The sequence below is a fragment of the Lysinibacillus sp. NPDC048646 genome, assembly GCF_050272295.1.
Classification (GTDB): domain Bacteria; phylum Bacillota; class Bacilli; order Bacillales_A; family Planococcaceae; genus Lysinibacillus.
Genome location: NZ_JBNNLZ010000011.1, coordinates 92842 through 107701, shown reverse-complemented (window position 1 = coordinate 107701; position 14860 = coordinate 92842). Strand labels below are relative to the sequence as shown.

General features: G+C 37.2%; 6 protein-coding genes and 1 pseudogene. 2 read left to right on the top strand and 5 right to left on the bottom strand.

Going from position 1 to position 14860, the window contains the following annotated elements:
- Positions 1-16: 16 nt before the first annotated feature.
- Positions 17-1666 (top strand): AraC family transcriptional regulator, encoded by a 1650-nt coding sequence (locus tag ACQKII_RS13605; protein ID WP_427460025.1) that lies wholly within the window; start codon positions 17-19, stop codon positions 1664-1666.
- Positions 1667-2139: 473 nt separating this feature from the next.
- On the opposite strand, the gene ACQKII_RS13600 is transcribed toward ACQKII_RS13605, so the two are convergent.
- The 3 genes from ACQKII_RS13600 to ACQKII_RS13590 all read right to left on the bottom strand — a co-directional run bounded on the left by ACQKII_RS13600 (position 2140) and on the right by ACQKII_RS13590 (position 6776).
- Positions 2140-4047 carry an AraC family transcriptional regulator gene (locus tag ACQKII_RS13600; protein ID WP_427460023.1) on the bottom strand — a complete coding sequence of 636 codons (1908 nt, stop codon included), beginning with the start codon at positions 4045-4047 and terminating at the stop codon, positions 2140-2142.
- A 177-nt stretch (positions 4048-4224) separates the two neighbouring features.
- Positions 4225-5211 (bottom strand): ABC transporter substrate-binding protein, encoded by a 987-nt coding sequence (locus ACQKII_RS13595; protein ID WP_427460021.1) that lies wholly within the window; start codon positions 5209-5211, stop codon positions 4225-4227.
- A 134-nt stretch (positions 5212-5345) separates the two neighbouring features.
- Positions 5346-6776: a helix-turn-helix domain-containing protein gene (locus ACQKII_RS13590; RefSeq protein WP_427460019.1), complete on the bottom strand. Its 1431-nt coding sequence runs from the start codon at positions 6774-6776 to the stop codon at positions 5346-5348.
- A gap of 421 nt (positions 6777-7197) precedes the next feature.
- On the opposite strand from ACQKII_RS13590, the pseudogene ACQKII_RS13585 reads away from it, so the two are divergent.
- Positions 7198-7762: pseudogene (locus ACQKII_RS13585) on the top strand (nucleoside recognition domain-containing protein); the annotation flags it as partial.
- A gap of 224 nt (positions 7763-7986) precedes the next feature.
- Here the strand turns inward: ACQKII_RS13585 and ACQKII_RS13580 are convergent.
- Entirely contained in the window at positions 7987-12354 is a 4368-nt protein-coding gene (locus ACQKII_RS13580; protein WP_427460017.1) for an S-layer homology domain-containing protein, read from the bottom strand.
- 631 nt (positions 12355-12985) lie between these two features.
- On the bottom strand, positions 12986-14554 hold the full coding sequence (locus tag ACQKII_RS13575) for a sensor domain-containing diguanylate cyclase (protein ID WP_427460015.1): 1569 nt from the start codon (positions 14552-14554) through the stop codon (positions 12986-12988).
- Positions 14555-14860: the final 306 nt, after the last annotated feature.

The window sequence follows — 14860 nt, the reverse complement described above, 5'->3', positions numbered from 1 at the left end:
TAAAGGGGCGAAAAAGTTGGAACATAAAAAGCCGACTTCTTGTGAAACTGCATTGCTTTTTCATCTATCCGATATTGACTATATTACTCGCTCGACACATTGGTGCTGTCCGCAAATAATGGCTATGCAACATACATTAATTATTTTTATTTCAGGCAACGGAACGTTAACTATTGATGATAGTCCATACTTAGTTACACAGGGCAAAATCTTTCTCCTTTCGCCTGATTCGGTCATGGATTTTTCAGATATTGATAAGCATAATTATAGTTTTTATAAAATATCATTTACGACCATTCAATTACAACAACAAATACCTTCTACATACAAAGAGAGTCTTTTTTCTAATCAGGTAGAGTATCCCATCTATCCTTACGCACGCTTAATTCGACTTGCTGAGGAACTTTACAAAACACCGCTCCATTCTAATCCAATTAAACAACAAAGTCTTTTATATGAATTACTCAGTGTTTTGTGTGAATATCAACGTCAAAAAGATCATACATTTGATGTTTCAAAGGCTGTTGAGCAAACCATTGACTATCTACATAAGCACTATCAAAAACCACTAACTGTTAAACAATTAGCAAGTTTAGCACGTGTTGCCCAATGGCAATATAGTACAGTCTTTCAAACATTAACAGGTAAAAAACCGCTTGATTATTTAACTGAAATACGATTAGAGCATGCACAAGTACTTCTTCAACAAACCAATGAACCGTTAAAGGATATTGCGCAGCTAGTGGGCTTTAGTGATGAATATTATTTTAATCGACGCTTTAAGCAAATGATCGGTATGCCTCCAAAGCAATTTGCACGGAAGCAAAAGAAAAAAGTTATGGTAAAGGATTGGACCGGTCATAAAGTTGAAATCCCTTCCGCTCCTAGTCGTGTCATTTATCATGGGGAGACATTTGGAGATATGCTCATTTTTGATATACAACCAATTGGTGGAGATAAAACGGCTATTAATAAATCATTCTATAAAAATCGTGTGCCACTTGTTCAGGATGTAAATTTTCCAATCGATTTTGAAAGATCTTCTGAACTAAATCCAGATTTAATTATTTTTACGAATGCTGACGAACAGCAGTATCAGGTTTTATCAGAAATTGCCCCTACCGTTACACATAATTCTTGGGACACCCTTGAAAAACGTATTGCTCTATTAGGACAATGGCTTGGCAAGAAACAAGAGGCTGAAGATTGGCTTTTTCGTTTCAACAAAAAGGAAGATATGATGTGGCAGCAATTACAAACGACTCTTGCGCCTGGTGAAACGGCATCTGTTTTTATATTCGATCGAGGTAAACGTCTTTTTGTGATGGGGTGTACCGGTTTATCGACCGCTCTATATCATCCATATGGTTTTCAACCAAATAAATTAATAGAGCGATTAATTCAGTCAAGAGCAGGATACAAAGAAATATCGATCGCGTTACTACCTCAATACGCAGGAGATCGGATCTTTATGTTGTTCTCAGATAATCTTGAATCAAGACTCGCTACAGAGGCGCTCATAAACAGCTCCATATGGGCAAGCTTACCTGCAGTTAAGAAAGGAAATTTTTATTTTGTAGACGCGAGGAAATGGAATTATAGCGATGCTTACACAAGGGAAAAGCTCCTTGGAGCATTGCCTCGATTGATTGGACAGACAATTTAATGTTTACTCAATAAATTTCGGCAATTTTAGATTTTTGGCTGTGAGGTGGATTCGCATGTTGAATAAAGAGAAAACTTCTAGCACGATAGAATGAAGGTCTGGTAGACAGCAACATACTAACGAGTTATATGCAATTTGCTGAGGAAGAGCATGTGAGTGTCCTTCCTGTAATGCTGAGCCGAATTCCACGATTTCTTGGATAAAATCTTCACTAGCCAGTAGTCATCAGCAATAGAAGATGTAATTCAATTAGTAGTAGGTGAAATTAATTTGTATTAGCCGCCTTATTTCAACGTGCAAATTCGAGAGATAAAGCACCATTAGAGCAAAGTCTGTTCCCACTATATTAACTAGCCATGCAGGGAATCCTAGCTTGGCTAGTTTGATATTATTTTAGCTTGCTCTTTTAACCATCGCCTTCTTTCTAATAGATGGATGTCACAACTTTTTGGCCTTTCTCCTAATTCTTACAGTTATTGTGTCGTCTTAATATTTTCTACAATCATTTCTAACTGCTTCTCTAATGAAGTTGGGTCATTAAAATAGTATGCATTTTCATCTATTGAAAACACCCGGTCATTTTTAACTACAGGAAGATTTTTCCACAATTCATTTTCCTTTATTTCTTGCTCTAAACTCTCTGAAATAAAAAGATAATCTCCAGCATATTCAGGTAGCTTTTCGAATGAAAGTGTATAATAACCTTCTTTACTATCAATCGCCCTCTGCTGAATAATATCTGGCGCTTTTAACTCGAATTCTTTGTATATGATTTCTCCACCTCTCCCATAAAAATCTCCAAATGCCCCCATTGATTTAGCAGTTCCTCCGAGAATAGCAACTTTTTGATCACCTACAATTTCTTGAATGATTGTTTTATATTTCGCTATTTTTTTATCCCAATTTGTAATCCAATCCTGGGCTTCTTTGTCTTTCCCTAGTATTTGCCCATATTCAAGTAGCTGCTCTCTAAAATCTTTTTCGCCATACTTGATTGCAACAGTAGGAGCAATTTTTTCAATTTTATCGAGATTTTCCATGTTATCTAATGTAAATATTAAATCGGGCTTCATATCTAATATTCTTTCCAGTGATGTACTATCCCCATAACTCTCAATACCTTCGATTTTTCCTTCAAAAAATGGGTTACTTAATGCTCGATCTGACATTCCAACTGGTTTTATACCTAATGCTAGGAGATAGCCTACATGGTTATTTGCTACAACTATGATACGCTGAGGATTTTTTGGAATTTTCACTTCTCCATTTGCGCCTTTATATGTATACGTTTCTACGGTTGTTGTTGCACTTTGACCTTGAGTGGTTGCACTCGTATTCGTACTGCTCTCCATCGAACATCCACTAAGTAATAAAGTGAAACATAGCAATAATGATGCTAATAAAGATGCTTTTCGACCCTTAAACATAATTAAATCTTCCTCTACTTTATATTGATAATGATTATCACTATCAATATATCGCCAAATTTGGCGCCAAACAATGGACATTCCAATGGCATTTTGAGGACTATCTACTTCTTTCAGACGGCTTACTTCACGTTTTCTAAAGCGTAACGGTGAAACCCCTTTATACTTTTTAAAAAGACGACTAAAATAATATGGGTCCTTATAGCCAATACTTAAGGCAATTTCCTTTAATGTTGCATCTGTCTCTACCAATAAGTTTGCTGCTATATCAAGTCGAGTTCTGATTAAATAATCAATTACACTGTATCCTGTTTTCTTTTTGAATAACGAAGATACATGAGGAACACTGTAATTCAAGGTTGCTGAAATGGACTCCAGTGTAATGGATTGAGCATAATGGTCTTGTATATACATAACAACTTGCGCTACAAGGTCAGGCTCTATGATGTCAATTCCTTGTCTATGAAGCTGCCGTAATATACTGTGAATAAATTGATAAAACAATGCTTTAACATAGAAACGATCCAAGACATCTGCCCGATTCCATTCCTGCTCCATTAGCTTAACCCTATGAAAAATAGAAATTGGATAGCTTGGTACAAAACTGTACTGTAAATGAAACGGATTACTCCTTTCCAGCAGACGCAATATCTCTTGATGACTAGAGCTTGGAATCGATGCTTTATAGAAAATTAAATAGTATTCCAGTTCATCATCTGTAAGAAGTATATCTAAAATAGTCCCTTTTCCACTATGTAGGACTTGAAACTGGTGAATGATATATTCTATATTATCAAGCTGAACCTGTGCTTGACCTCGAGTGATAAAAATAAAACCATTAGAAGGCATTTTGTAATTGCGTAAATCCTCTCCCCATCTCAATATCTTATGGCGTACATCTAACACTTTTATTGTGGCATGATCCCAAAGCAAAATATGGTCTTTTACGTTCATTTAAATAAATCCCCCCTTTTTCTCTATTATAAATGATAATTATTATCAATTAAATTAAAAGTATGCAGAGGGAAAATTTCTTTGTAATAATAAAAAACCCACTTGATTTCGAAGGATACCTCGGAAATCAAGTGGATTATATTCTAGATAATGTGTTTACAACAACCTTATGTGATCTTACTTTTCCTTACCTAAATGTTCCTTGAGCATGTTAGCTATTTCTTCGACCTGTGCCTCTACTGCGATTGGATCATAGGGCCAAAATCGTTCTGGGTTCAATTGAAAGACGCGTTTATTTTTCACGGCATCCAATGTTGACCATACCGGGGAATGCTCATCAAATTCTGCGCCACCAGATATATCCAAAAAGATATAGTCGCCTGCATAATCAGCAATTTTCTCCTGTGAGATATTCAAAGCATTTATTTTGGTTTCAATTAAATCTTTGCGAACTGTCTCAGGTGGTGCTAAACCTAGCTGTTGGTAAATCGCCTGTCCGCCTCTATTCACACCATCACCATAAATATAAAAATCCTTACCAAAAGGACCCATAAGCGAAAAGGTTGTTCCTTCCTTAATCAAACCTTGTATCGAAGCTTTTGCGCTTATTACTTTTGAATCGAAGTCTTCTAGCCACTTTTCAGCTTCTTTTTCCTTACCTAGTATCTCTCCAAATGCTCTCATTTCTTCATGAACTTCATGATAGGTTCCATAGGGTATGACTAATGTCGGGGCAATTTTTCGATATTGTTCATTTAATTTTTCATCTCCACCAACAGTAACAATTAAGTCCGGTTTAAGTGACAAAATCTTTTCCACAGAGCCTCCATCAATTTGTCCAATGTCTGTGATACCATCGCTCAATTCCACCGTATAAGGACTTTCCAATTCCCAATATGGAGCCCCTACTGGCTTAACTCCAAAAACTAAGAAGTTTGCTAAATAGCCCTGCGTTACAATCCTTTGTGGATTTGCAGGTATTTCAACATCACCATCAATTGTTTTGATGATTTTCGTTTCTAAATTCGTAGTCGTATTACTATCCAATTTAGATGAATAGCTGTTTAAATCGCTCTCTCCTGTACTCCCACATCCACTTAAAGAGAATACTAGCAGGACTGTTAAAATAATACCTGCACAAATGTCGCGTTTAGCCTTGCACATCTTATCTCTCCCCAATCAATAATGATAATCTTTCTCAACTAATGCTTTTATCGTATCGATTTATTGGACAACCGTCTATTTCAAAATGTGACAATCTCTACATGGACAATCGTTACATCGGTAAATTCATCAGACTAAGTATTAAGGAGTTTTTCAAGCATAATATCTAGTTGTTTTTCTAAAGTAACGCCATCATTACACCAGAAATCATTGAGTTTAATAGGGTAAATTTTCTTTGAAGGATCATTTAATAGCTCCCTCCACGCCTTCCGCTTTCGTAGCTTTTCTGGGAAATGGTCGTAGTATTCCTCTGTGAGGACAATAAACATATGGTCTGCAGCATATTCAGACAATAATGCTTCAGTGATAAATAGATGATTATTCACATCTAGCACCTCTTGCTGAATACGCGGATGTGGCTTTAAATTTAATCCATTGTATAAATTATAAGTTGCTCTAGCAGTCGTATTCCAAATACAAATTGTATGATCTTCCCAAACCTCATATAACCCGACAGTCTCATCCATCTGGACAACGGATTCAAGCTTAGCACTAGCACAATGAGTAATTGCTAAATAATGCTGTATCCACTCATTTGCCGCAGCTTCACGTCCAACAATTCTCCCCATAAGCTGAACCGCTTCCAATCGATCTAACTGATTCCATGGAAGCACCAATACTTGTGCAAGCTGTTCCAACTTTTCTAGTTTTCCTGGCCAATAATATAAATATTCAGGGGCAACAATTAAATCTATGTCCATATTCACTAATTGCTGTACCCCCTTATCCTGTTCTAAGTCAACTGTACTGTAAAGCTTCTCTCGTAAAAGAGGAGATACCTCCCAAGGGGTAAAGGGAGCAGCAATGGGCTGAATGCCAAGAGCAAGTAAATCACCACTATACTGTAGGGCAACAATATGCCTAGGCTTAGGTCGCTGGCGATATTCTCTTGGCGCTATACCTACAATTTGTTTGAACTTACGGCTTAAATATAAACCATCTGCATAACCAACCTTACTCGCAATGTCATTTAATGTGGCATCACTTGAAAGTAGATACATCTTTGCCTTATCCACCCTCACCCTAGTCAGATGATTGGAAAAGCTACGCCCTACCTGTTTTTGAAACAATCTTGAAAAATAACTCGTATTAAATCCCATCAGCTCTGCCAGGTGAGAACGAGTCAGATTTTGATCGTAGTGTCGGTTTATATAGTCCAGTGCTTCACGCATAATAAAATTTACCTTTTCCCCATAAGGTTTCAGGGCTTGGGTAAACAAATGTAAAAGTTCCTCTAATAAATAATTTCGTTTTGCTACTAAGTAGGGTTCACTTGAAATTTGGTTTGTTGTAAGCTCTTGTAGAATAGTGGTTGCACGATACGGTAAAGTTTCGAAGCCCGCAACTACCCATTGAGCAGGCAGTTCATTACCCACCTGATAAAGTAATACATCATCATTTTCTTCTGCAAGATAATAGTTTTGGTATGAAACGATATTTAAATGAACCACTTGATGAGCCTCTTTCACCAATTTCACTTTTTTATCTGCGCAAAGGAAAATCATTTCCCCCTTCGAAAGGAAGAGCCTCTCATCATCTACATAAATTTTTATAGAGGTGTCGCTAGTTAACAATGATGGAAACTTGCTAAGAAGTATGTGTTGTTCATTACCCTCTCGCCATTTTATTACTTCCGCGTTCTTTAGTATGTACATTACTATCACCTCAAGATTATGTCATGTATCTCGAATCTAGTTATTGAAACTATTATAAATGATAGTATTTCTCAATAAAAGCCAAACTACGGTAGCTGTCTACAATAGTTTGGCTTATTATTTTTCACCGCGGTCAATTTATTCCACAATTACTATCCTTCATATATTCCAATACTGCACTATTGTCTACAAAAATAAAGTCTCCTGCATAATCAGGAAGCTTTTCAATAGAAAAGGCGGCCCAGCCCTTTTGACTATCAATTACTTCTTTTTAATAGAATTTGTCATTTTAAGCGTTGGTGTGATATTAACCGTATCCTTGGTTCTTTCTAAAACGGCATTAAAGGCTGGACCAACTCATTATACATTAGAGCTTCCACCATTCCTTAAACCCAAGTTTTGAAATATAATTTCACAAGCAAGAATCAATAAAGTATGGAATGTTAAAAACAGAACGGTTATCGTTGTGGCACCTGCTTCCATTTTGAATTGGGTATTCGCAAATATATACTATACGAGTATTTTAATGCACTTTGTGAACTTTTTAGATCCGTTTGGTCAAGCTCTTGGCAAGGATGGACCTTATTATGGCTGCATTTATTCTTGGTTTACCAGCTAATGAAATTGTTATCCCTATCCTGATAATGGCGTATGTATTCCAAGGAGTATGCTTGAAATGAGGGTTTATCGCAGCTAAAGTAAGTATTATCGTCGACCAAGTCTGGACTTGGCTGACAGCTTTAAATATAATGCTATTCTCACTACTGCACTTCTCTTGTGGAAAAACTTTAGTCAATATTTATAAAGTAACAAAGAGTCCCAAATGGACATTTATGTAATTAATAATTATTTGCTATAGGTGTTACATGGCTATCTGCACATTTGTTCAAGCATTTGGATGGGTATGATGATGCAGGGGCTGTCCACCAAGAAAGCGCCTCGCCATAACAAAAATTGATCTCATATTTTTGAAGGAGCACACATTATTTAATATAGCACCATGCCTCTAAATAAAGCGAAAACCAAGTGATCTTTATATGACCACTTGGTTTTTTGATAATTATTGGATTGAAGGATCTTTATAACCAACTTTCGCATAAAACTTACGGAAATTACCATACTTATCTTCTAATACAATTGTCACCCAGTCACCATTAAAGAATTTGGCTGGATGTGTCAACTCTCTTGTAATACGAGCCTCATTTGTCGCAACTATTCCTGTTCCTTTTGCTAATGAGCTATCTGTACCATTTACGACTGCCTGTATCACTTGTGCTGGTGACCTACCCGTTATAACTGAGGCATCTGTTCCTGCTGTATCTGATAAATAGTAGTACTTCAGCAATTCACCGTTCTCATAAAATTGTTGAGCAGAGCCCATCAAGTCAAATGTCACTTGAATTTTTCTATCGTCACCTGACGTATTTAAGTAACTTAGTTTAATCTCCATAAACTTCGCATCCAACGATCTGTACAGATATTGACCAGTATTAATGAACTTATGTCCTTCATAGCCTGGAATAACAAAGTCTCGAGTCTCATCTCTCATTGTAACAGTAATTGTTTTATTTGCGTCATTAGGTAATTTCGGTTTAATAATGAGCTTACTTTCTTTCGTTGTATCCGCCCCTACTGTATAAGACACAGGTTCGTATTTGTTTGTCACATCCACTTCATTACCATTCGTGTCTTTTGTCGTAATCGTCAGCATATCTGCCAAGTCTACAATAACTTTATCACTTGTATCTACAAGTTGGGATTTACCGTTTACATCACGCATAATTGTTTCACTAAACGTGATGGTAAATGTATCATCATTATTGCGGTAAATAAGTCCTGGATACTTTTTCTTGTCCATAGGGGACGTCATGCCAATGCTTGGTGGTGTACCATCAGAGTAAAAGTCTTGTTTCATCAAGCCTGTTGCTGATTTATCATGGTCATTATACGAATCGTTCGCCTTATAAATCGTTAAGTTACCAGGCGTATCCTCTACTCCAACGTAAACTACATATTCAGTATGTGGCTTTAATGTTACTCCTTTCGCATCTACTGTTCCCGAAAGACCTTTTCCTATTTTTTCAATGGATGGACTAGTTTTAAGTTTTGCTTCTAAATATTTTTCATCTGCTGGCGCAGTTAATTTAGCGTCTGGATTGTCAATTAAATTTCCATCCTTATCTTTAATTCTTTTTTCAACAAACCAGTAATGAACTATTGCTGTTTCATTCGTTTCAAAGCTAATTGTTGCTTCTGTATCTTTATTTTCCTTTGGCTTAATCTCTAAATCACGAATTAAAGGTGCCTTAGTATCTTCAAATACTTTCTTAGGATCTGATATCTTTGAAAGCTCTCCACCACGATCTCTTAGTACCATGTAAACAGAGTAGCTACTAAACGGATCCAGATTATTTTGTTCAACAGATACAGGGAATTTTTGTGTAGTTGTTTCTAAATCTGCTGTGTCTGAGCCACGTTGAATATAGATATCTTTTCCACCAATTTGGAAGTAACCAGATTTATTAGAATCACCTGCAAATTCATTAGTAAAATCACGTTCTGTAATGTTATGATCTGTTAAATACTGTTTGAAAGTCTTCGTCTCACCATTATCGACTACTGTATCTGGTAGTATCATATAGTAATACGTACCGGCCTTGTTCGGCTCGAATTCGATTTCTGCTCGACGGAAGCCATCAGATTCATCAGCTTTATTTACTATGTTTCCTATTTTTATAGTAGGCTTCACAGTATCTTCGTGTTTATATTCCGCATAGTTACGAATAGAGTCGCCTGGCTTCACTGTATTCGTATTTTCAAATGCATTGTCCGCTAAATCTTTAACACCAGGTAACACCGTCACACGCAATGTATCACCATTAACAAACCCTGTATCAGATGGAATAGTTAACAATACTTTCTTGTCTCCAGGTTTATACTCTACAGCTGATGGTTTAATCCCCTTTTCTCCCGTCAGATTAACAATAACTGTACCTGTTAACAAATAATTGTTAACATCGCGAGCACTTTCTGGATCTAGTGCTTCGCTCACAGTTAGCTCAAACTGATTGTTGCTCTTCCTTACTAGCTTTCCTTGTTCCACAAATGGGTGGATATTATCAAGTTCTCCTGTTGTAAATTTCGCCATCGCCGCTTCATCTGCGGAGTTATTACCCGATTCATCTTTCATGACTACATAAAGTTGATACACTGTATCAGCATCCAGTTTTGTTAAAATATCTCTGATTGCAAGTTTGCCTGCTAATGCCTCACCCTTCCCTGTTGGATTAGCAATAATTTCAGCAGTTGTCGGATGAGGAGCTGACTCTGTAAATTTACGTACATAATAGTAATAATCTCCTGGCTCACTTGCTGTAAATGTAAATTCAGCACGTGTTCCACCATGTAAAGGATTTACCTCTAGCGATTTTACTACTGGTGGTGATGCATCCTTCATTTGGAATGCTTGCGATACAATGTCGGAAGCATTTTTCGCTCCATCAACTACCATTATGTAGATGACATATTCTTTTTTCTCACCTAAATTAGAAACTTTGAGGGAATTAGTGCCATTCACTGCTGCACCTGTTCCACTCGCCACATTCTCAACAGAATGACGGTTCACCATTTCTCGTTTTGTCGGTACTTCAGCGCCTTTTTCACGGACAATATAGTAGTACGTACCGACTTCGTTGGAGTGGAAGTCTGCTTGAATTTCACTACCGTTCAGTACCTTGACACCTGTAATGCTAATAATTGGCTTTGTTTTGTCATCTGGCTTTTGATTCTCAATATCGTCCTTATCAATCGGTTTGCCGTCTGGATCTGTAATATTGCCTATATTATCCTTATCCTCTAGGAAGTCATCGAAAATGTTATTCGGTGATTCGCCCTTCGGAATAATGACTTTGTCAATATACGTATAGTCGCCAATATCAAACCAACCATATGCATTATCAACATATAGCGTGCCTACTCGACCATCTATATACAGCTCTAAATCCGTAAAGCTATTGTAATTGATCCAGTCGATATTACTATCTCCGTATATTGTTAGCTTTGTCTCTGTATCGAGATTCAGTGTGCCAATATTACCTTGAATTTCAAATTCACGGACATTCCCGATAATGTCTACACGTGGTAATTTCGTATTCGTTTCGATTTTCGTACCACTTTGAGACACAACGAGGCGTGACACCGAGCTATTGTAAAATTCGATGTGTTTTTCAACATTTTTCATCGTCACTTTATCTTTTGACCAGTTGACAAATGGCTTATCTTTATCAGGGTTCTGATTTGTCCAATTTTGAAGATCTGTTGATGGATTACTATTTGTCGAATTATCCTCTTCTGGTTTTTCAGGGTTAGACCAGTTGATAAATGAAAAATTATTGCTAGCTACACGTCCAATGTCTAATGGCTTATAGGTAGAAACATTTAAATGTAAAGGTGGACGTACGGTTTCGTTAACAAGCATTGTGCCCGTTAATGTTACATTTGAAAATTCAATATAGTTGCCATTGACAACAATTGTCGCGCCAAAGGATCCGTACTCACCATTTAGCTCTAAAAATCTAGAACTTGTCCCACTTGCATTCAACGTTAACTTGGATACAGAGTAAAGCGTTTTACCCGTAAGGTCCCCTTCAATCAGAGCACCCTTTAACACATCTGCATTATACTCGTTAAAAATATGTGAAAGACTTTCTGGCACTGTGTAAGGTTCAGCATTTATGTAGATAATATCATCCTCAACGCCTGTAACCTTGTAAGATGTTGCATTGCTCTTTTTGTCTTGAGAACGCACTATGAAAGACGCAATTTGTCCTCGAGTTACTGCGTTAAATGGAGAGAATGTGACAGGCGTTGTCCCTTCAGTAACTTTTAAATCTACTAATGTTTGAATATAGGCTGCGTTACTCGTTTGACTATTCACATCTTGGAAACTGTGATTGTAATTAGAAGCCACTTCAAATTTAAAGCCAAGCACTAAGATTTTCGCTAATTGCCCACGCGTTATAACTTCATTTGGCATAAATGTTCCGTTTGAATAACCAGCCATAATGCCTGCATTTTGAAGAGCAGCAACATATTTATAGTATTCGTTACTTTTTGGAACATCTTTAAAGTACGGGTCTTCTACATTTCTTACATCTAATTTTAAAACCGTCGCCAGCATTTTTGCAGCTTGGCCGCGCGTTACATTTTGGTTTGGACGGAAAGTTTTATCTGCAAACCCACTAATGGCACCCTGCGAGTATAATTTTAAAATATTTTCATAATGGCTAGAATACTGATTTATATCTATAAAGGGTGAAGTAGCGGCTGCTACCTTTTGCGGCGGTGGGATTACAACCGCAATTCCACTTGTAGCAAAAACAGTCGCAATAAGCGCCTTGTTTACCTTTTGGATTTTTGTTTTATCCATCTCACTCTTCCTTTCGATTTAGGATTGATGCGTACAATATTATTTTCATCATATCCTTTATATCGACAGGTTGATAGCGTACCTTCATAGATAATTCTAAAATAATGATGAGAAAAGCATTGATAATTCACTCGGTACAAATACGTTTTCTACCTCACTGCACATGGGCAGTAAAACTGTCATGAGTTGCCCATCAAAAAAACAGTTTGGACACTGTACGCCGCAGCAATCCAAACCGTTCTACTAACCAACCACTTATCTTTTCCCGTTTTTTAATTCCTTCAATCTACTACAATATTGGACCAAAAAATATATTCACGATCGATTGCGTAAAATTACCTATATCGAACTACTCTTCACGTGAATTATAAAAAGCCAAGAAGCATCGGTGCTCTCTTGGCCTTTACGATATATAGGCATACATCAATTCGTCCTTGTGTTGTCATAAGGGAAAGGGGGATAACCTTACGTCTTGCCAAGTCGATCGAGAGATGTGTCCCGAGATTACGTATTATTTGAACGAGGTTTTTAAGTCATATGGCGAATGACTAAAAATAGCTTGCCCAAATGATCGTTGCATTAATCATGTACCCCAATAATTACAGATGTAAGCCTGTTTATCTTCATTATTTTATATTTTTTCTTGGTCTACTACTATGACTCGATTTCGTCCAGCCTGTTTTGCGAAATATAGAGCACCATCTGCTGCTTCTATAAGCCCTTCTGTCGTATCGGCCATCTGCGGATACACTGCAACCCCTGCTGATAACGTCACTGGACGACCACATGGACTTACGGAATTGGCTAAAGTTTCACGTAGTTGCTCAGCTACTTGTGCCGCTTCACTGGCTGTTGTATTTGGCAATAGCATGATGAATTCTTCACCCCCGTAGCGACAACAAATGTCCCCATCTCGTGCAACTTTCTTCATATTATTGGCTAAATATTGTAGTACCTTGTCCCCCACAGCATGGCCATATGTGTCATTAACACTCTTAAAATGATCCAAATCCATCAAAATAATAGCATGTGGTAATTTTTCTTCCTGCCATTTTGCTAACACTGTATCCATTGTCCGACGATTCGTGACACCTGTTAAAGGATCAGTCGTGGATTGATCCTTAAAATACGACACTTGACCCTGTAAAAACGACAAGCTTCGGACAAGCGCACTTTTCAAATAATAGGCTTCAAAATACCAGCTGCGAACGGATTTTAACCCTTCTACATTTTTCTTATCCAAGCTCTCCTCTGTTAAGGTCGCTAATTGCTGCAATGGATGTGCAATACGTGCTGCCGCCCAAAGTACAATAACGATGGATATTAACATAAGGGGTAACGATTTTATCCCAACATCCTGTACACGATCGAATGACGGTTCTAATGCAACATTTAATGGTCGCTGTGAGACGACACCCCATCCTGCCACTGGAACGGCACTATAACCTGCAAGCATTTCAACACCTTTGGTATTAACAATTTGCAGTGACCCGCTCTTTCCAGCAACAACCGCCTGAACAACTTTATTTTCAATCGCGATATCATTGATGCGACTAGCATCTTGGTGATAAATAATACGTCCATCCGCATCCACTACATACACATAAGAACCATCATGATAAAAATGCTCTCCCAGTAGCGAATAAAAGACATTTTGTTCCTTCAAATAGATTGTTCCAGCTACCATCCCAAGGTATTCATTGGTTTCCGAAAAAATAGGATAAGATATAAAAATAATAAGTCGTCCTGTTATCCCCTCATAAGGCTTGGATACAAGGGGGATTTTCTTGGTTAATGCTTCTTGTGCCCCTACAGAGGTTAACACTTCCCCCTTCACTTCTACAGAGGGAGGAGAAACTGATAACACAAGACCGTCTGCATTGGTTAAAAGCACCGAATTAAACATATTATTTTGCATTTTCAGTCGTTCCGTTACTTCATTTAACGCAATTTCGTCATTCATTTTAGACGCAATGGTATCAGCACTATAGCCTAAAATCTGAAACGACTCTTCTAAATATGAACTAGCAGTTGTCGCTAACTTTTGCGCATATACACGGTTCGTTTCTAGAGAATTTTCCTTGATGGAATCGACATTCATTCGATAGCCGCTCCAAATGCTCCCTATACTCGTGAAAAAGAATGCAGCCATCGCCACACCCATAATCAGATGCTTCAATTTTATTTGTCTTGATTTCATTTCTATTCTTTACCCCTATTTATAGTATTTCATTGAATCGTGACTATCTCTCCACAATAAAATCCAAATATTTTCTCTATTCATCTATTAAAGCACAAAATATTCCCAATTAAGCATAATTCCTTGTTTTTCGTAGAAGAGAATATGTCAAAATCGTGTTGTTTCTCAGGTAATCCTATAACCAAAGTCATATAGTAGGAAAAATACCAAAATCTTTATATCGTTTAATAGGTAAAAATGTAGTAATTTTATATCTATAAAGCTACTACATTTTTGATATATTTCTATTATAATTGTGATTTTATA